Source organism: Streptosporangium sp. NPDC049644 (assembly GCF_040675205.1).
Taxonomy (GTDB): domain Bacteria; phylum Actinomycetota; class Actinomycetes; order Streptosporangiales; family Streptosporangiaceae; genus Streptosporangium; species Streptosporangium fukuiense.
Genome location: NZ_JBFAOJ010000009.1, coordinates 63,479 through 83,154, shown reverse-complemented (window position 1 = coordinate 83,154; position 19,676 = coordinate 63,479). Strand labels below are relative to the sequence as shown.

Genomic DNA, 19,676 nt, shown 5'->3' with positions numbered 1-19,676 from the left:
GCGACTATTCCGCGGCCTCCAGCTTGGCCAGGCGGTTCTCGTACATCCGCACGACGGCCTCGCGGTCTGCGGTGGCGCGCTCGTAGGCGAGCAGCTCCCGGATCTGCTCGGACGTCCTGCCCCGCATCCGCGCCCGCAGCGACGCGACGGTCAGCCCCGCGTAACCGGGCAGCGGCTCGGCCGTCTCGGGTGCCGCGACCCTGGTCTCCGTCACCTCGACCGCCGCGGCGTCGGTGCTCTCGGGCTTCGCGGTCTCGACCCGCTCGACCTCGACCTTCACCGCCGCGGGCGTCTCGACGGGGGCATCGCTCTCCGCCACCGGGGTCGCCGGGGCGGCGGTCCTGGCGGTCTTGCGTGCCCTGGTCGCCTTGGCCTTCGGGGCGGCCTCGGGCTCCACAGCCTCCACAGCCTCCACAGCCTCCACGGGCTCGGTGGCCTTGGGCTTGGCCCGGGTGGCCCTGGGCTTCTTCGTGGCGGGTGCCTCGGCGGCCGGGGTCTCCGCGGCCTCCGGCTCGGCGGCGGCGGTTTCGGCGGCCTTCGCCTCGGCGGCGGGGGTCTCCGCGACTTCCGGCTCGGTGCTGGGGGCCTCCGCGGCCTCCGGCTCGGCGGCGGCCGGGGCCTCCGCGGCGGGGGCCTCCGCGACTTCCGGCTCGGCGGCCGGGGTCTCCGTGGGGACCGGGGCCTTGGCGGCCTGTGCCTCGGTGGTGGAGGGCTCCGCGCTGGGGGCCTCGGCGGGCTTGGTCTCGGCGGCCTCGGTGGCCGCCTCGGTGGTGGAGGGCTCCGCGGCCTTGGGCTTGGCGGGGCTGAAGATGACCGGCTCGCGGGTGGTCCTGGCGCCGTTGCTCTCGGCGGCGGTCGCCGTGTCCGCGGCCTTCTCCGGGCGCGGCGCGAAGATGACCGGTGCGCGGCGGGCGGGCTTCTCCACCTGCTCCGCGGCCTTCTCACCGGTCTCCGCCGACTGGCCGCCGAGCGTCTCGCGGGACTCGTCGGGCTCTTCTCCCTGGCCGGAGGTACCCTTGATCTTGGACCGTACGCGGTCGCCGAGGAGCAGGGCCTGGCCCACCCCGCTCAGTGCGGTCTGCAGCATGTGCAGCGGCAGATCTTTTGCCTTCTGCGTGACATTGCGGATCATGTCGGGGACTGACATATCGTCTCCCTGGGAGGTCTGTATCGAGAAAGGCTAGTGTGGCAAGACTGTGCCGCATGAGCTTGTGGGACGTATGGGCTGTCTCGCGGGCGTCTCCACGTAGCATAAGAGCATGACTTCCAAGACCTCCGCGACCCGACGTGTACTGGTGGCGAAGCCCCGCGGTTACTGCGCGGGGGTCGATCGCGCTGTCCAGGCCGTGGAGAAGGCGCTGGAGCAGTACGGTGCCCCGATCTACGTCCGCAAGCAGATCGTCCACAACACCCACGTGGTCAAGACGCTGGAGGCACGTGGGGCGATCTTCGTCGAGGAGACCGAGCAGGTGCCCGAGGGGGCCATCGTGGTCTTCTCCGCCCACGGCGTCTCTCCGGCGGTCCACCAGGAGGCCGCCCGGCGCAGCCTCAAGACGATCGACGCCACCTGTCCGCTGGTGACCAAGGTGCACAACGAGGCCAGGCGCTTCGCCTCCCAGGACTACGACATCCTCCTCATCGGCCACGAGGGCCACGAGGAGGTCGAGGGCACCGCGGGCGAGGCACCCGACCACATCCAGCTCGTCGACGGTCTGGAGTCGGTCGGCGCCGTGCGGGTCAAGGACCCCGAGCGGCTGGTCTGGCTGTCGCAGACCACGCTCTCCGTGGACGAGACGGTCGAGACGGTCTCCCGTCTCAAGGAGCGCTTCCCGAACCTGATCGACCCGCCGAGCGACGACATCTGCTACGCCACCCAGAACCGTCAGGTCGCCGTCAAGGAGATCGCCGCACAGGCGGAGCTGGTCATCGTGGTCGGCTCGGAGAACTCCTCCAACTCCAAGCGGCTGGTCGAGGTCGCCCTCGACCACGGGGCCGACGCCTCCTACCTCGTCGACGACGCCGCGTTCATCGAGGACGCCTGGCTCGACGGTGTCACCACGGTCGGCGTGACGAGCGGCGCCTCGGTGCCGGAGGAACTCGTCACCGAAGTCCTGGCCCGCCTCGCCAGGCATGGCTTCGAGGACGTCGAAGAGGTCGAGTCCGTCCAGGAGAGCGTGCGCTTCGCGCTCCCGCACGAGCTGCGCAAGGACCTGCGCGTCACGGCCTGACCGCACCGCTGTTCGAGGGGTTCCGCCGCTACGGGCACGGTGCCGCGCCCGGCCCGTCGCGGCAGGCCACGGCCGGCCGGGAGATCTCGTGCCCGGCGGTGAGATCTCGTGCCCGGCAGTCAGGAGCCTTCGCGCGGTGTGCCGTACACCTTGGGCTCGAAGTACCCCTCGGGCTCGGGGGCGAAGGCGCCCTCGCCGCTCCTCGGCGCGGGAACGGAGGCCTTGCCGGCTCTGAGCTCGTCGCGCAGCTCACGGACGCAGTGGGTCAGACCGCGGCGCCAGGCGATGACCAGCACCAGGAGCGAGCCGCCGAACAGCCACGGGGCCCCCTGCGAGAGCGCGGTGTACATGCCCAGGCCGAAGGCCTGGACGGGCGTGGACGCGAACAGGGAACGGACCGCCTCGATGAGCACGGTGGTCACGAAGAAGACCAGGGGCGGAGAGACCACCAGCGTCAGCAGGTCCCTGCGGTTCACCAGCGCCGCCGCGGCCACGCAGCCGGCCACGAACGCCGCCCCGGTCAGCGCCGCCACCCCGAACAGCGCCTGCAGCACGCTGCCCACCAGCGTGGACGCCAGCACGAGGGCCAGCGCGCCCCGGACGGTCAGCCGGACGCCGCCGGTGGTCCGGCCAAGTTCACTCATACGATCACCCCGCCGGCCGGCTGTGGGCCGCCTCGCTCGTCCACCACTCGCTCCCCATGACCTCGGACCCCACGTCGTCAACCCCGTCGCCTCCAGTGTCCGGCCGTCGGCGCCTTGGGAGAACAGTTTCAGGGCAGGTCGTTGGCCAACCTACCGTTCAGGCGGGATACGAGAGGCGAGCTTGGCTCCTCTTCCGCGAGCAGTTCCGGCGAGGTCAGCGCGCGCGGCAGGTCCTCGACCGCCTGCGGCCTGTCCAGATCGGTCTCGACCAGTCCCAGATCGTTTAGTTTGCGCGCGCTCACCAGCACCCGGGTCTCCAGCGAGCCGACGGTCCTGTTGTACGACTCCACGGCCCGGTTCAGCGAGCGGCCCAGAGCGTCGACGTTACGTCCCATGCTGCTCAGCCGCTCGTACAGCTCCTTGCCGACCTCGAAGATCGCCCGCGCGTTCTCGCTGAGCGCGGCCTGCTGCCAGGCGTACTGCGCGGTGCGGAGCATGGTGATCAGCGTAGTGGGGGTGGCGATGTGGACCCGCCGCCGCATGGCGTACTCCAACAGGGCGGGGTCGCGCTCCAGCGCCGGGGCGAGGAACGCCTCGCCGGGGATGAACAGCACCATGAACTCCGGCGCCGGGTTGAACGCCTGCCAGTAGGTCTTGGCGGCCAGCCGGTCCACGTGCTCGCGCACGTGACGGGCGTGGGAGTCGAGCCGGGCCGACTGGTGGCCGGGGTCGGCGGACTCGGCGGCCTCCAGGTAGGCGGCGAGGGAGACCTTGGAGTCCACCACGATGTTCTTGCCGCCGGCCAGCCGTACCACCATGTCGGGCCGTAGCACGCCGTCCGGCGTGGTGACGCTCACCTGCTCGTCGAAGTCGCAGAACCGCTGCATCCCGGCGATCTCGGCGACCCTGCGGAGCTGGAGCTCTCCCCACCGGCCCCGGGCCTCGGGGCGTTGCAGGGCCCGTACCAGGGAGCTCGTCTGGGCGCGGAGCTGCTCGTTGCTCTCGCGGACGACGTCGATGTGCTTGGCCAACTCCGCGTGGGCGGCCCGCTGGCCGGTCTGCGTGTCGCGCAGCTGCGTCTCGACGCGGGCCAGGGTGTCCTTCAACGGCTCGATCAGGTGCTCGACCGCCTGCTTGCGCTGCTCCAGCTCACCGGCCGCCTCGACCCGGTTGGCGGCCAGCCTCGTCTCGGCCAGCTCCAGGAACCGCAGGTTGTTGACATCGAGCGCCCGGCTCGACAGGGCCTGGAAGCGTTCGGAGAGCTGCTCCTCGATGTAGACGACCTTCTCCTCGGCGATCTTCGCGCGGGCCTCGGCGTCGGCCAGGCGCGCGATGACGTCGGCGGCTCCCGAGGAGGCGCGCGCCCGGCCCAGCAGGAAGCCGATCGCGAGCCCCGCGGCGAGGCCCACCGCGAGCTGGAAGGAGAGCGCCATGACGTCCACCCCGGCATGATTCCAGGCCCGATCACTTCTGGCGCGCCGACACGCCTTCCGAAGGCGCCCGGGGCCGGACCGGGAGCCGCGGCATCGTCTCCGAACCTGGCCGAACCGGGGAGAGTCGCCCGGACGGCCTCGATCGGTGCCAGACCGCCGGCGGGCGCCCGAAGAGGATGTCCACCACCCTGTGACCTGCCGGTGGCGGTTAGCAGTGGGTCATTCCGCGTAAACTCGGCTCACGTGAGCTTGAGCATCGGCATCGTCGGATTGCCCAACGTCGGCAAGTCAACGCTTTTCAACGCGCTGACGAAGACCGCCAACGCCCTGGCGGCGAACTACCCGTTCGCCACCATCGAGCCCAACGTGGGCATCGTCGGCGTTCCCGACCCGCGTCTTGAGAAGCTGGCCGAGATCTTCGGGTCCGCGAGGATCCTGCCGGCGAAGGTGGAGTTCGTGGACATCGCCGGGCTGGTCCGCGGTGCCTCGGAGGGACAGGGGCGGGGTAACCAGTTCCTCGCCAACATCCGCGACACCGATGCGATCTGCCAGGTCATCCGGGTCTTCGGCGACCCCGACGTGACCCATGTGGACGGCGACGTCGCCCCCGGGCGCGACATCGAGACGATCAACACCGAGCTGATCCTCGCCGACCTGCAGACCCTGGAGAAGGCGATTCCCCGCCTCCAGAAGGAGTCTCGGACCAACAAGGATCGCAAGTCTGCGCTTGACGCGGCGGAGGCGGCCTTCAAGCTCCTCGACGGTGGCACCACCCTGTACGCCGGCGCCAAGGGTGCGGGGATCGATCCGAAGGAACTGCGCGAGCTGCACCTGCTGACCGCCAAGCCCTTCCTGTACGTCTTCAACCTCGACGCGGACGAGCTGACGGACTCCGAGCTCCGGGCCCGGCTCTCGGCGCTCGTCGCACCGGCCGAGGCCGTCTTCCTCGACGCGAAGATCGAGTCCGAGCTCGTCGAGCTCGACGACGCCGAGGCGCTGGAGCTCCTGCAGTCCGTCGGCCAGGAGGAGTCGGGCCTGGCCCAGCTGGCCAGGGTGGGCTTCGAGACCCTGGGCCTGCAGACCTACCTGACCGCGGGCCCCAAGGAGACCAGGGCCTGGACGATCCCCAAGGGCGCCACCGCCCCCGAGGCGGCCGGGGTCATCCACACCGACTTCCAGCGCGGCTTCATCAAGGCCGAGATCGTCTCCTTCGCCGAGCTGGTGGAGACCGGCTCCATCGCCGCCGCCCGCCAGGCCGGCAAGGCCCGCATCGAGGGCAAGGACTACGTCATGCGCGACGGCGACGTGGTGGAGTTCCGCTTCAACGTCTGACCGATCGCCCGGAAGGCCCCCGCTCGCCCGATCGAGCGGGGGCCTTCTCCTGTCGTACGAGGTTCGCCCGGCCGGCTCGGCCGAAAGCGGCCGCGTCACGTCCGCGCGGTCGTCCGCCGATGATCGTCACAATGCCGGGCCGGGGCGACGGCCTCCTCGGCCCGGCGGCACCGGAGGTCGCACCGAGCGGAAAGCCGACGCGCCGGTGGGCGCCCTCGCGGCCCGGTCGTTGTTTGGACCGGGGAACGAGGCCATTCCGTGGGGTTGTGACACTGGGTGACGTATTTCGGGTTAAATGTGCAGGTCGCGACAGTCCGGGAACCGTCCAGTTAGCAATGCGTGGCGTTTGAGTAATCGACCCACGCGCTGGCCAGGGGTAATGCACTTTTCATCGGGCATCGGCGGCATCGCCGGTCTCGCCGGGGTTCCAGACCGGGTTTGCTCAGTCATCGCGATGCCTGCAGCATAGGCGTGGCTTTCCTGGAAGAATCGGCGGGGCGGCTAGAGTAAGTGCGTCACCATGGCCAACGGGATTGGCGGCGATACGACACCGTGCGGCCGAGGATTGACGCGAGCGGAGGCGTGATGGCTCGAAGGTCGACGGTCCAGCGTGATCCCCGGATCGCTGGCGACCCTGAGCTGTCGGCATACCCGGACTTTCCCGACGACCCCGATCTCGGCCGCGCTCCGGCGCGTGGGCGGGGCGCGTCGCGGGGCCGCTGGTCCGGTGGAGGCGGTCGCTGGCTGGTGTGGACCGGCCGCGCCGTGCTCTGGGCGCTGATAGTCGTCATCGTGGTGAACGGGGTCCGCGCGCCCTTCGAGCGCTTCACCCAGCAGAACGCCCCCTCAGGTGCGGCGCCCGCCTCCGACAGCGGGTTCCCCACCGCCCAGGGGTCCGCCTTCGCGACCCAGTTCGCCGAGGTCTACCTGAACTTCGACGGGGCCCGCCTTGAGGAGAGAAGGTCGCGGCTCGCCCCCTACCTGCCCGAAGGCACGGAGCCGCAGTTCGGCTGGGACGGTTTCGGCCGGATGAGCGCCGGCGCGGTGCAACCGTACGGGATCGAGGTCGTCGACGCGGACAACGCGGTCGTCACCGTCCTCTACCAGTCGGACAACCGCCGCCAGCTGCTGTCGGTGCCCGTCTACCACGACCGATCCGCGAAGAGGTTCGTCGTCGCGGGGCGTCCGGGCATCCTGCCGGCGCCGAAGGCGGCCGCCCTGCCGCCCAAGGCCGCACCCGAGCGTGACCGCGCCGCGGAGCAGGAGCTGCGCACCCCGATGGAGGACTTCTTCAAGGCCTACGCGGCGAGCGACACCGCCTCGCTGCAGCGTTACGCCGACGCCGGGATCACCCTGGAGGGATTCGGCGGCGCGTTCACCTTCCTGCAGCTCAAAGAGCTCGCCGTGCCCCTCGGAGGGGGAGCCACCCGCGAGGTGACCGCGACGGTCCTGTGGGGTGTGCCGTCAAAGGCGAGGCAGTCCACCGACCCGGAACCCGCGGATCCCGGCCAGATGGAAGGCAAGCTCGAGCAGGCCTATCTGCTCACCGTGGTCAAGCAAGGCGACAAGTGGTTCGTCAAGGACATTCGTGGTGCGTATCGATCTGTGGCGAGGTAGCGCATGATCGAATGGTGCCGGTCCACGGTGAGCAGACCCCCCCTGATCGACGAGCCGCCGGTTCGGGTTCGCGCGCGAGTGCGTCGCGGGCCCGTCGCCGCCCGGGGGCCGCGATCGTGAGTACGGAGGACAAGAAGTGATTCTCAAGACCATGCTGCTGAGCGCCATGGAGTTCGCTCAGCCCACAGCCCCTCCGGCAGGCGTCAACACAGAAGGCCTCGCTGACTTCCTCCGCAGTTTCTTCGCACCGCTCTTCCTCGTCATCGTCTCGGTGGTGGCCCTCTTCTTCCTCTTCACCCGTGAGATCACCAGGTTCGTTCAGTTCATCATCCTGGCGATCGCCATCGGAGTGATCTTCTACGTGCCGAACATCATCGAGGTGACTGCCAAGGCGATCGCGGGCGCACTGGGCATCTCGGGGGGTTGAGACCGCCTCCAAACGGTCAAACAAGGAGAGGCGGAGAGGAGGATCACGTGGACCTGCCCACGTACACCAATATCTGGAGGATCGAGAAGCGGCTCTACAAGCTGTACGACCTACGGCTGCCGACGCCGCTCCCGATCGTCTGGATCGGTGGGTTCGTGGGAGTGCTGGCTCCGTGGTCGCTCCTGCTCTACCTGCTCGGCCTGCCCTTCGCGGCCCCCTGGCACGTGCTCTACCTGGTGCCGCCCGGTGTGGTCACCTGGCTCTCCACCCGGCCGGTGATCGAGAGCAAGCGGCTCACCGAGCTGCTCCAGTCGCAGATGCGCTACGTGGGCGAGCCGCGCACCTGGTGCCGGATGGCTCCCATCTCCGAGCCCGCCGAGATCGCGCTGAACGGCCGGATCTGGCGGGCCGCGCCGCGGCCCGCCTCGGTCCGGGTCAAGGCGTCGCGCAAGGCCCGCCACGCCCAGTCCAAGCGCGCCGCCGCACGCTCGCGCGAGGTGCGTCCTGCCGTGGCCGCCGCGGCGGCGGCCGCCGCCACCGCCCCGGTCGCCCGCGAGCGCGTCGCCTGGGGCGAGGCTCGCGCACTCCGTCAGGGCACCGCCCCGGCCCTCGCCCAGACCGCGGCGGCCGAGCCGGCCCCGGTCGTCCCCGTCCTGTCCGCGGTGCCCCGCGCCTCGCTGCCCGTCGCGTCCCCGGAGCCGGCTCCGGCCGAGACCGTCACCTCCCCGCCGGACACGCCGGTCCTGGGGCCGCCCTCGCGGCCGATCGCCGACGCTCCCGCCGACCGGCCCGCGGCCCAGCGGGACCGTGCTCCCGCACGGGAGCACGCCGAGGGCACCCCGGCGACGCCCGGCACGCCGGACACGCCGGAGGCTCCGATCAGCACCGAGGCGCTGCGGCGGTTGCGCAGGCTCGCCGCCTCCGCCGAGGCTCAGCGCGCCGCCGCCCCGCCCGCGCAACCCGCCCCGTCCGAGCCCGAGGCGTCTCCGGAGATCTCCGTGCCCGCCTCGCGCTCTCCCGTCCGGGACCGTCCCGAGGCCCCGGCCGTGCCGCCGCCCTCCCCCTCGGCTCCGGAGCCGGCCCGGGTGGAGACACCCGCCAAGGGCCGTACGGCGCCCGCCGAGAGGCCGGCCGTCGTGCCCGACCCCGTGGAGAAGCCCTCCGCCCCGGCCGTTCCGTCCTTCGTGCCCAGGTTCGTCGGACCGGCGCCGGCCGGACGCCGTGACGCTGAGGCGGCCGAACTCTCGCCGGACGACAGGAGCGCCCGGCGCCAGCACCGCAGGGGGCGGCCCACCCCGATCGGCCGGGCGGCCGACGCCTCGAAGGCATGGCCGCCCGAGCGGCCCACCGGGACGCAGGCGGGTCCCGGCATCCCGGGGGACACCGGCGTCCAGACCGGTGCCGGCATGTCGATCCGCGCGGTCCCCTCGGGAACGGCGAAGGCAGATCCGGTGGCCCCCGTGGTGCAGGTGCCCACCTCCTCGGCCGGCGAGGCGGGGGCCAGGGTCCGCCGGGTGGAGTCGGTGGTCGGCAGGGACTCCTCGGGCGGCTGGCGGCGGCTGGCCCAGGTGGTGATCGGGCCCGGGGGCGGCGGCCGTACGGACGGCTCGGAGATCGACGAGGCACGGGCCAGGGCGGTGTTCAGCGGCAGCCGCCGGGTGGTGGTGCTGGGCTGCACCGGCGGCGCCGGGCAGACCACGACCGCGCTCATGCTTGGCCACACCCTCGCCCGCTACCGGGAGGACCGGATTCTCGCGGTCGACGCCAGCACCGGCTCCCACGCCCTGTCCAGCCGGATCCAGGGCGAGTCGCCCGAGACCCTGAGCTCCCTGCTCGCCGGCCTCGACAACGTCCAGGGATACCTGGGCATGCGGGCCTACACCAGCCGTTGTGCCTCGGGGCTGGAGGTTCTCGCCGGGGACACCGACGCCGGTGCCGAGCAGCGCCTGTCCGACCGCACGCTCTTCTCCGACCGGCGGCTCGGCCAGACCATGGACACGCTCGACCGGTACTACAAGATGATCGTCATGGACCCGGCGGCGGCCCTGGCCGCGCGGGTGCTCCCCTACGCGGATCAGCTCGTCCTCGTCGTCCCGGCCAGTGAGGACGGGCCCGACGCGGTGGCCATGACCTACGAGTGGCTCGACGGGCACGGCTGCGCGGACCTCCGTCGCCGGGCGGTCATGGTCGTCAACGGGGTGAGCCGCCGCAGCATGGAGGACGTGGAGCAGGCGGAGGCGGTCGCGCGGGGCAGGTGCCGGGCGATCGTCAGGGTCCCCTGGGAGGACGCGCTGGCTCCCGGCAGGGCCGATCGGGTGGAACCGTCCCACCTGAGGGCGCCGGGCCGCCGGGCGTACCTCGCCCTGGCGGGTGTCGTGGTGGCGGGCTTCGGAACGGTGCAGGCGGGTCGACCCAGCGAGGAGGAACTAGCTCAGTGATCCCCCGGGCGCGAGAAGACGTGGTGAACGGGCGTGACGAGGTGCGGGTGAGCGGGTGGGCCGGAGGCCGCGCGGGCAGGCGTGCGGGCAGGGCCGTACGACCGGTGGGGGAGGGCCTGTGAGCCGTGCGTCCCGAGCGCGCAGCCGCCTCGCCGTCCGGTACTTCGACGACCGGATCCTGCTGACCGACTCGTCGGTCTGGGCCTATTTCAGGCTTCCCACCGTGAGCTACGAGTTCATCACTCCCGAGGAGCGGGAGGCGCTGGCCACCAACATCACGATCGCGCTGGCCGCCATCCGGATGCCGGACGCCGAGGTGCACCTGCGGGTGGCGCACCGCACCTACCCGGCCGCCGAATGGGCGATGGCGCTGAACGCCACCTCCGACGAGGGCCCCGGCTGGCGCGACTACCTGGAGGACATGTACCGGCACGTCTGGGCCAAGGACTTCTGGACCAAGGAGGTCTATCTCGGCGTGCGGCTCGGCACGCGCGGCAGGCAACTGGGCACCGGGGTCCTCTCCCAGCTCTTCGGCTTCTACCAGCGCAGCGAGAAGGCCCTGGGCATCGAGGACGACCACGTCCCCAAGGCGGAGATCGCCAAGTGGTCCGAGCAGGCGGAGCGGCTGGGCAGGGCACTGTCGGCCAGCGCCCTGTACGCCAGGCACGCCAGCTCCGTCGAGCTCGCCTGGCTGTTCCAGCACGCCACGACCGGCTCCCTCGGCGACCCTCCTGCCTCGGCCAGCCCCAAGCGGCGGTGGGGACAGGGGGAGATCGAGTCCCTGGTCGAGGGGCAGATCCACAACGGCAGGGCGCTGCTCCGGATCGAGCAGCCGCACGGCGACTCCTACGTGGCGCACATGTCCTTCGCCCGTTTCCCCGACCTGATGCCCTTCCCCGACGGCGAACCCTGGATGCACTTCGCCGACCAGCTGCCCTTCCCGGTGGAGATCAGTTCGAGGATGCGGCTGATCCCGCCGGTCAAGGCGAGCAAGGACGTGGCGCGCCAGCTCGCCCACGCCCGTGACATGGACATCCACATCCGCGAGGCCGGGGCGGAGGCGCCGCTGGCCCTGGCCGAGCAGATCGACGCGGCCCGGATGCTGGAGCACGGAATCACCAAGGAGCGCCTGCCGTTCGTGTACGGCTGGCACCGGCTGATCGTGTCGGCCCCGACCGAGGAGATCTGCGTGCAGCGGGTCGAGGCGGTCGTGGAGCACTACCGCGACATGGGCATCGACATCGTCAACTCCACCGGCGACCAGTTCTCGCTGTTCTGCGAGACGCTGCCGGGCGAGCGGGTCAGGGTCAACGCCTACGCGCAGCGGCAGCCGCTGCGCACCATCGCGGGCGGCATGGCCACCGCCACCGTCGACCTGGGTGACCGGACGGACGAGGGCGGTTCGGGCTGGATGGGCCCGTACGTAGGGGAGACCCTGGGCCGGGCGCGCAGCATCGTGCACTTCGACCCGCTGGTGGCGGCGACGCGCAACCGGCCTACGGCCATCGCCATCACCGGCGAACCCGGCGGCGGCAAGACCACGCTGGCGCTGTTGATGATCTACCAGATGGCGCTGCGCGGGGTGACGGTCGCGGTCATCGACCCCAAGGGCGACGCCGACTCGCTGGTCCAGCTACTGCGGAAGCGGGGCAGGAAGGCACGGATCATCCCGCTCGGCTCCGCGGCACCGGGCCTGCTCGACCCGTTCTCCTTCGGCGACGACCTCGCGGCCAAGAAGACGATGGCCACCGAGACCCTGCGCCTGCTGCTGCCGCGCATGTCAGAGGAGCGCGAGTCGGCGATGATCCAGGCGGTCGCCGCGGTCTCCAACGCCGAGGACCCGTCGCTGGGCAAGGTGGTCGACTTCCTGGAGCAGACGGACGACGCCGCCTCCAAGAACCTGGGCGCGGTGCTCCGCTCCATGTCCGACATGCATCTGGCCAGGCTCTGCTTCGACCCCTCTGGCGGCGACCAGATCGACACCGAGGGCTGGACCACCGTCTTCACCCTGGGCGGTCTGACGCTGCCCGACGCCTCCACCGGCCGCGACGACTACTCCTACGAGCAGCGGCTGTCGGTGGCGCTGCTCTACCTCGTCGCGCAGTTCGCGCGGGGTCTGATGAACGGCCTGGACCGGCGGACCCCCAAGGCGATCTTCCTGGACGAGGCATGGGCGATCACCTCCACTCCCGAGGGCGCCAAGCTGGTGCCCGAGGTCAGCAGGATGGGCCGCTCCCGCAACACGGCGCTGGTCCTGGTCTCGCAGAACGCCGGTGACCTGCTGAGCGAGCAGGTGACGAACTGCCTCTCCTCGGTGTTCGCGTTCCGTTCCACCGAGCGGGTCGAGGTGGAGCACGTGATGGCGCTGCTCGGTGTCGAGGCGTCCGAGGAGCACAAGGCGGTGCTGCGCTCGCTCGGTAACGGTGAGTGCGTCTTCCGGGATCTGGACGGCCGAGCAGGCCGTATCGGGGTGGACCTGATCTCGGACGAGCTGCTGCGCTGGCTGGATACGAACCCTACCCACGACAAACCCGACGAGAAAGTGCATGATCTCCCTGGGGGCGACAGAGTCGATGGGCCGGGGGCTGCGGCGCTGGAGGTGCGGTCATGAAGGGCTCTCGCAAGAGGGATTCCCGCAGGGGAAGGCTGGGCAGGCGGATCGCCATCGGGCTGGTGGCACTGGCCGCGTTCCTCGCGCTGCCAATGGTGTTCCCCGACGAGGCGTCCACGGCCGTCGCCGCCGCGCCCTGCGACATGTCACCCGACCTGTCCCCTGACATCGTCGCGGGAGGTGTGGACGGCCTGATCAAGCCGCCGGTCCCGGACCCCGCGCAGCCGGGCGCCCAGGCGGAGGTTCCCGCGGTTCAGGGCAACTACGCGACCTACGGCATGAGCGGCCAGTTCTGGCACACCCACCAGCTCGGCTGTGACGACATCGCGGCGGTGATGGGCAACGCGATGGCCAACACGGTCTTCCTGTGGGCCAAGGCGCTGGACCGGCTGACCATCACCACCTACCAGGCGGCCGCCACCGAGGGGCCGCTGGAGTCGATCAAGAACGTCGTCGACGACATCGTGGTCCGCCTGGCCGACGCCATGTACTGGCCGTACCTGCGGCCGCTGGTGATCCTCGGCGCGGTCTGGCTGGCCTGGTACGGGCTGATCCGCAAGCGCGCCACCACCACCGCCGAGGGCGTCATCTGGATGGTCCTCGCGGTCACCGTGGCCGTCTGGTTCTTCAGCCGCCCCGGAGACCTCACGGGGCTGGGCAAGGTCGTCACCGACAAGACCGGAGAGGTGGTCAACTCCGCCTTCTCCGGGCTGCCCGGTGCGGGCGGCACCTCCTGCCTGCCGGCCAAGGGCGACGCCAACCCGCAGGTCCAGGGCGGTGGATACGGCCAGAGCGGCGTGCCGGGAGTCGAGCAGAACTCCGACGCGCTCTGGTCCACCCTGGTCTGCAAGCCGTGGCTGATGGGCCAGTTCGGCACGGCCGACGCCGACGCCCCCGTCATCAAGGTGTTCGGCGCCAAACTGCTGGAGATCCAGACGATCGACGCGGCCGAGCTGAAGGCGCAGCAGGCGCCCGAAGTGGGCTTTCACCAGGCACGATACGAGACAGAGGTCGCCGACAAGCTGCAGAACACGCCGATCTTCCCCCTTTTCCAGGGCAAGGACTGGACGAACCGGCTGGGGGTCGCGATCGGCGCCTTCATGGCCGCGGTGGTCGCGGGGCTACTGATCTTCCTGGTGGCGGTCTCGCTGCTGGTGCTCAAGGTCGGGTTCCTGCTGCTGCTGATCCTCGCGCCGGTCTTCCTGCTGATCGGCGTCCATCCGGGGTCCGGGCGGATCATCGCCATGCGCTGGGTGGAGATGCTGATCGGCACATTGCTCAGACAGGCGGTGCTGGCCCTCGTCCTGGGCGTGCTCGTGTACGGCTACGCGCTGATCATCTCCACCGCGATGCCGTGGGGCATGCAGGTCATGTTCATGGCGATCCTGACGATCGCCGTGTTCTTCTACCGGCGGCCCTTCCAGCACCTGTTCGCCTCGATGGACGGGCACACGCTCACCACCCGGATGCTCGGCGACGCGGCCACCGCGCCGACCCTGCAGCGGGCCGCGTCCGCGCTGCCGCCGGTCGCGGCGGCCAGGGTGGGCCGCTGGGGCATGCGCAAGGCGGAGCCGATGCTCCAGGCGGCCGCGATGGCCGGCGGAGCCTCCGTCGGCGCGGCGGCCGCCGCCACGGTCGCCCAGGGCAGGGGACGCGGCGAGGACGGCGCCACGCCGGCCACCCCGTCGGGCACCCGGGTCCCGGTCGGCGCGCAACCGGCGCCGCTCGACACCGACTCCCAGGCGGCGGGGCGGCGCAAGGGCACCGGACGCCCGGTCACCGCGGCCCGCCCGGGCGCGGCGCCACCGCTCAACCTGTCCGGTGCCGGTACCGGTGGCGGCGCGCCCCCCACCAGGTCCGGAGGGTCCTCGGGACGTGGTTCCGGCGGCTGGTTCGGCGGCTCGTCGGGAGGCTGGGCGCCGCAGGGCGGCTCCTCGGGCAACGGGGCGTCCTCGGCGGGCAGATCGTCCGGCCCCTCGGCGGTCAGGCCCGCCGCGCCGTCCTCGGGTGGCGGCCGGTCGGGCGGCAGCATCTTCGGCGGCTCCTCGCGAGGCGGCTCCGGCTCGGGGTCGCGTAACGGCAACTCCTCCCGCGGCTCTTCGGGCTCGAAGGGCTCGGGCGGTTCGAGGTCGGGCGAGAGCATCTTCGGCGGCTCGCGGAGTTCCTCCGGCGGTTCGCGGAACCGGGACGCCGGAGGCAGGTCGTCCGAGGCGCCACCGCTCTGGATCACCAGGCGAGCGGAGCGCGGTGGTGACGCCGGTGAGCCGCCGCCGTTCTGGCTTCGCCCGTCCAACCCGGACAGGGACTGACGTTGACCGAGGGAGGCAGCCGGCGGGGAGTCGTCTTCGCGGTGCTGGTCGCGGTGCTCGCAGCGGTCGGCGTCTACCTGACCATGTGGCCGGAGGGCGACGGGGTGGAGAACCTGACAGAGCCCGCGGGGGCCACCCGTACCGTGGCATCGGGACGGGAGCCGGTCGCGGAGCCGACGCGCCCGGAGGCGACGGCCAGCAACGCGCCCTTCGACGTCTACTCCTACCTGCCGATGACCAAGCAGGAGCTGGCGGCCGCCGCCGACTACGCGCAGCGCTTCACCGCCGAGTACGGCACGTTCAGCTACGACGAGGACCCGGCGGTCTACGGCGACCGCCTGAAGGGCTACACCACGGCCGAGTTCTCCGGGGTGCTGCTGCGCACGGTCACCTCGCCGGGCACAGTCGAGGCGAACAGGGCCGATGAGGTCGTCTCGGTCGGCGCGGCGCGGGTGAAGGAGATCCGGCAGATCAACAGCGCCTCGGTGGTGTTCGTGGTCGTCGGCACCCAGAACGTCACGGCCAAGAGCGGGGTGAACGAGAGGACCGCGGAGTACGCCGTCACGCTTATCCAGGTCGGTGCCGAGTGGCGGGTCCACGACCTCCAGCCGGCGGATTCCGGCCAGGAGGGAGACGAACAGCCTTCCGAGACCGGCGTGGCCGGATGAACGGCGGAACCTCATGAGGGAGAACAGACATCTCCGCCTCGCGCTGGTCCTCGGAGTCGCCGGACTCTGCATGATCACGCTGATCATGGCGCCGATGATGATGATCAGTGGTTTCCCCTCGTTCCCCTCCATCACCGGGCAGGCGCAACCCGACTGCGGGAAGAACGTCCAGACGGTGGGCGACGAGTCGGAGACCGCGACGTCCGACATCCCCGAGGAGTACCTGAAGCTCTACCGCGAGCACGGGCAGAAGGTCGGCGTGCAGTGGAACGTGCTCGCCGGGGTCGGCAAGCGCGAGACCGACCACGGACGCTCCACACTCCCCGGCGTGCGCAGCGGCGTCAACTACGCGGGCGCCGCCGGGCCGATGCAGTTTCTCATCAGCACCTGGGGCGGTAAGGCCAAGATCAAGATCCCGTCCACGTTCAACGGCTACGCCTCCGACGGCGACGGAGACGGCTGGGCCGACGTGTACAACCCGGCTGACGCCATCCTAGGCGCGGCGAAGATGCTGAAGCGGAACGGCGCGCCGGAGAACGTACGGCGTTCGCTGTTCGTCTACAACCGCGCCTGGTGGTACGTCGACCAGGTCATGGAGATCGCCGAGAAGTACGCCAAGGACGGCGAGGTCGCCACCCCGCCCGAGGCGGACGACAGCTGCGACGAACCCATGCTGGAGGCGGCGCCGACAGGTACGGTGGCCGCGATCCTGCAGTACGCGCTGGCCCAGCGCGGCAAGCCCTATATCTGGGGCGGCACCGGGCCCGCCGGCTACGACTGCTCGGGGATCATCTACATGGCCTACCGGAGTGTTGGCCTGACCATCCCGCGGACCACGTTCGGCCAGTGGCCGTTCGGCGTGCAGGTCTCCGCGGGGCAGGAACAGGCGGGTGATCTCGTCTTCTTCAACTCGGGTCCCGGCACCGGCCCCGACCGTCCCGGGCACGTGGGCCTGGTGGTGTCGCCGGGCAAGATGGTCGAGGCGAGATGCCGGCTCTGCGGGCCGATCAAGGTCACCACCTATCGGGAACGCACCGGGATCGTGGGGTTCACCCGACCGCTGCAACACCCCCAGATCCTGGAGCAACTCAAGTTGAGGGAGCAGGGCTGACAGAATCGGGGGCGTCATGTTCGGCGAGGGGACGGCCTGGCCTACCCGGCAGGTGAGTCGCCTCCTGTTACGGTTCCGGTGTTCTGACCATCGCCCAACTCGGCCGGGGGAGCGAGAAGCCGCTCTCCTCGGGGAGCGGAGGAGTCACGGAAAAGGTCGTTGTGGGCGCCGCCATCGTCGACGGCCAGGGCAGGCTGCTCGCCGCCCAGCGCGCCGATCCTCCCGAGCTGGCCGGTGGCTGGGAGCTGCCGGGAGGCAAGGTCGATCCCGGTGAGGACGAGCACACGGCGCTGGTCAGGGAGTGCCAGGAGGAGCTCGGCGTACTGATCGAGGTGGGCGAGCGGGTCGGCGGCGACTGGGCGCTCGCCGGCGGCTACGTCCTGCGGGTCTGGTTCGCGGTGATCGCCGAGGGCAGGCCGGAGACCAGGGAGCACCTGGATCTGCGCTGGCTGAAGATGGACGAGCTCTACGACGTGGCGTGGCTGCCCGCGGACCTTCCAATCGTGCGGGCGGTACAAGGTCGTCTCAACGATGGGCAAGGTCGGTTCAATAAGGATTGATCGTCTCCGCACCGTGACATAACTGCTACTGGACGTGGCGATGTCGCGTGTCCGTACCCGGGGAACGGAGATATGCGGTGACCGTATGGTGGCGTGGTACTCGGCTCGTGTCGGCGGTCGGAGCGGGGGTGCTCATCCTCGGCGGTGCCTCGGGGGTGTACGCCGCCCAGCCGGCCGAGCCGGCCGAGTCGCCCCTCGACCTGGCCGCCGCCCCCGGTACGTGGGCACGGTGGAGCCGCGCCGACGAGGTGATCCGCTTCCGCATCCGCCTGCGAGGGCCGGGCGCCGGCGCGCGGCTGGCGGTCGTGACGACCCCCGCCGACGCCCTCAGAGGCATCGAGTGTCCGGTGGCGACCGGGCCCGCGACCCCGCTTCCCAAGGGGACGGCGGTCTGCTCGGTCGGTGACCTGCCCGCCGACGGCGGGCTCGTCGACGTGCTGCTCGCCGCGCCGGAGCGTCCGCGGGACATCACGCTGACCGCGATGGCCCGGATGCGCGGACCCGCTGGGGAGACGGTGCAGCAGGGGCAGGGCGCACTCAAGGAGTCGGATGTGGTGACCCGGCAGGTGCGGGGCACCGTCGGGGGCACCGTCGGGGGCACTGCCGGGGGCACTGCCGGGGGCACTGCCGGGGGCACTGCCGGGGGCACTGCCGGGGGCACCGCCGGGAGTCCGGACGTGGTGACGCCGCAGATCCGGGGCGCCGCCGGGAGCCCGGAGCTCGCCCGTGCCCAGAGGGAGATGCCCGGGTCCGTCTCCGGGGTGAGTGCCGGGGCGCCGCCCTCGCGTGGCGGCTCCGGTGCCCCGGAAATCTCCGGCCCTTCCAGGATCCATCTGGGAGATGCCGCGCCGGCCCGGCCCGCGGGTCCGCGCGCGGGCGTGGAGACGCTCGGTGGCGCCGACCTGGTTCTCAACGCTCCCCAGGCAGTCGGGGAGCGGGGCTGGGCTCCGAAGATCGCCCCCGGCGCGTCGGAGGCGGAGAAGGTCGAGCAGCGCACACTGGCCTTCCTTTTCGACGTTCTGGAAAAGGCGTCGGTCCCCGAGGCGCCGCGTTCGGTCGTGGCGGGTGCCGCTACGGGTGTGGGTGGGAGCACGGCCGTGCCCTCGACCTCGGGAGCTCCCTCGACCTCGGCTGCCCCCTCAGTCCCGGCTGTTCCCTCGGCCCCGGTGGCTCCCGAGGGCTCGGTTCGGCCGGGAACGAGGCTTCCCGCCGACGCCGCCGTTCCGGGCGCCGTACCGGGGACGAGCGGCGGTGTGGCCGGCCACGGCCCGGCCGACGCCGCACCGCAGCCGGTGAGAACACCTGAGGAACATCCCCTTCAGCGGCAGAACGGTAGGAACCATCCGGCCGTGGGGGCTCACGCGGGACGCGGGACGGCCGGGCGGAAGATGTCCGGGAAACGGCGGGCGGCCTGCCGGTCCGGCGCGCGCCGCGAGGGGGCGGGCAGGCCGATGCTCGCGCCCGTGGGACCCGGTCATCCGGCAGGCGGCCAGACGATGATCGGCAAGCCCGGAGCGCGCCGCCCGATGGTGGCGCCGATGGGGCCCGGTTACCCGGGGGCCGTTCAGTGGCCGGCCGGACAACTCGTCCAGCCCGGTCAGGGCATGCCCGGCCGGCCGGGTAAGCCCGGTCAGGGCATGCTCGTCCCGCCCGGTCAGCTCGGCGCGCAGCCGCAGCCGATGCTTCCGGGCCATCCGGGGGCAGGCGGGCAGGGAAAGGCCGGCCGGCCCGGTGCGCCACGACGGGAAGTGGGCGGGCCGGTCGGTCCCGGCTTCCCGGGGGGCGGCTTCCCGGGAGCGGGACAGCAGGTGCCCATGGCGCAGCCGCCGGGTGGCCAGGCACCGATGGTGCCGCAGCAGGTAGCGCCGCCGCCCATGGGGCAGATGCCGGGCGTACCGCAGCAGGTGCCGCCGGGCTCCGCGGGGGTGGCGGGGGCGGGCCAGATGCCCGGTCTCGGGACCGGGCCCCAGCTCCAGTTGCCGCCGGCGGGCCCCTTCCCCGCCGCCGCACAGGTCCCCGTACCACAGGGTGCGCCGCTCCCGCAGGATCTCGACGGTCCGAACACCCAGGTCCGGGCGGTCGCCGAGTCAAGCCCGCTGCTGACAGGAGTGCGGGGCCTACCGGCGGTGGGAGCAGCGGTGGGGGCACTACTCGGCCTCCTCTGGCTGCAGCGGAGGATCCAGCGCCGCCGTCGTTCGCGACACGTTTTGTAAAAGGCGATTTACTGTTACTTTTGCCCAACTAGTATTTCTTTGACGTGTTCATGGTTGATTGCACGGAGGGCACCGGTGACGCGAG

General features: G+C 71.5%; 14 protein-coding genes. 11 read left to right on the top strand and 3 right to left on the bottom strand.

Annotation, left to right across the window (positions count from 1 at the left end; genetic code table 11):
- Window positions 1-4 precede the first annotated feature (4 nt).
- Window positions 5-1,147 (bottom strand): hypothetical protein, encoded by a 1,143-nt coding sequence (locus AB0J58_RS07610; protein WP_364211623.1) that lies wholly within the window; start codon window positions 1,145-1,147, stop codon window positions 5-7.
- Window positions 1,148-1,259: 112 nt separating this feature from the next.
- Between AB0J58_RS07610 and AB0J58_RS07605 the strand changes: the two genes are divergently transcribed.
- Window positions 1,260-2,228 carry a 4-hydroxy-3-methylbut-2-enyl diphosphate reductase gene (locus AB0J58_RS07605; RefSeq protein WP_343977619.1) on the top strand — a complete coding sequence of 323 codons (969 nt, stop codon included), beginning with the start codon at window positions 1,260-1,262 and terminating at the stop codon, window positions 2,226-2,228.
- Between the two features lie 119 nt (window positions 2,229-2,347).
- On the opposite strand, the gene AB0J58_RS07600 is transcribed toward AB0J58_RS07605, so the two are convergent.
- Both AB0J58_RS07600 and AB0J58_RS07595 read right to left on the bottom strand, forming a co-directional pair.
- Entirely contained in the window at window positions 2,348-2,872 is a 525-nt protein-coding gene (locus AB0J58_RS07600; protein WP_343977617.1) for a DUF6542 domain-containing protein, read from the bottom strand.
- Between the two features lie 128 nt (window positions 2,873-3,000).
- The gene (locus tag AB0J58_RS07595) at window positions 3,001-4,305 is read right to left on the bottom strand and encodes a DNA recombination protein RmuC (RefSeq protein WP_343977889.1); all 1,305 of its coding nucleotides are present in this window, start codon (window positions 4,303-4,305) and stop codon (window positions 3,001-3,003) included.
- A 243-nt stretch (window positions 4,306-4,548) separates the two neighbouring features.
- Between AB0J58_RS07595 and ychF the strand changes: the two genes are divergently transcribed.
- The 10 genes from ychF to AB0J58_RS07545 all read left to right on the top strand — a co-directional run bounded on the left by ychF (window position 4,549) and on the right by AB0J58_RS07545 (window position 19,591).
- Window positions 4,549-5,637 carry a redox-regulated ATPase YchF gene (ychF, locus tag AB0J58_RS07590; protein WP_364211620.1) on the top strand — a complete coding sequence of 363 codons (1,089 nt, stop codon included), beginning with the start codon at window positions 4,549-4,551 and terminating at the stop codon, window positions 5,635-5,637.
- Between the two features lie 585 nt (window positions 5,638-6,222).
- A complete protein-coding gene (locus tag AB0J58_RS07585) occupies window positions 6,223-7,254 on the top strand; it encodes a conjugal transfer protein (protein ID WP_364211617.1) in 1,032 nt (343 codons plus the stop codon).
- Window positions 7,255-7,405: 151 nt separating this feature from the next.
- Window positions 7,406-7,681 carry a hypothetical protein gene (locus AB0J58_RS07580; protein ID WP_037970213.1) on the top strand — a complete coding sequence of 92 codons (276 nt, stop codon included), beginning with the start codon at window positions 7,406-7,408 and terminating at the stop codon, window positions 7,679-7,681.
- Window positions 7,682-7,728: 47 nt separating this feature from the next.
- Complete coding sequence (locus AB0J58_RS07575) at window positions 7,729-10,119, top strand: TcpE family conjugal transfer membrane protein (RefSeq protein WP_364211614.1); 2,391 nt, start codon at window positions 7,729-7,731, stop codon at window positions 10,117-10,119.
- A 118-nt stretch (window positions 10,120-10,237) separates the two neighbouring features.
- Window positions 10,238-12,730, top strand: a complete 2,493-nt coding sequence (locus tag AB0J58_RS07570) for an ATP-binding protein (protein WP_343963864.1) — start codon at window positions 10,238-10,240, stop codon at window positions 12,728-12,730.
- Window positions 12,727-15,039 (top strand): type IV secretion system protein, encoded by a 2,313-nt coding sequence (locus AB0J58_RS07565; RefSeq protein WP_364211611.1) that lies wholly within the window; start codon window positions 12,727-12,729, stop codon window positions 15,037-15,039. Before AB0J58_RS07570 ends, AB0J58_RS07565 begins: the two co-directional genes overlap by 4 nt.
- A 2-nt stretch (window positions 15,040-15,041) precedes the next feature.
- Window positions 15,042-15,707 carry a hypothetical protein gene (locus AB0J58_RS07560; RefSeq protein WP_343976157.1) on the top strand — a complete coding sequence of 222 codons (666 nt, stop codon included), beginning with the start codon at window positions 15,042-15,044 and terminating at the stop codon, window positions 15,705-15,707.
- Window positions 15,708-15,720: 13 nt separating this feature from the next.
- A complete protein-coding gene (locus AB0J58_RS07555; protein WP_343976160.1) occupies window positions 15,721-16,818 on the top strand; it encodes a bifunctional lytic transglycosylase/C40 family peptidase in 1,098 nt (365 codons plus the stop codon).
- A 161-nt stretch (window positions 16,819-16,979) separates the two neighbouring features.
- Complete coding sequence (locus tag AB0J58_RS07550; RefSeq protein ID WP_364211608.1) at window positions 16,980-17,378, top strand: (deoxy)nucleoside triphosphate pyrophosphohydrolase; 399 nt, start codon at window positions 16,980-16,982, stop codon at window positions 17,376-17,378.
- Window positions 17,379-17,485: 107 nt separating this feature from the next.
- Complete coding sequence (locus tag AB0J58_RS07545) at window positions 17,486-19,591, top strand: hypothetical protein (RefSeq protein ID WP_364211605.1); 2,106 nt, start codon at window positions 17,486-17,488, stop codon at window positions 19,589-19,591.
- Window positions 19,592-19,676 lie beyond the last annotated feature (85 nt).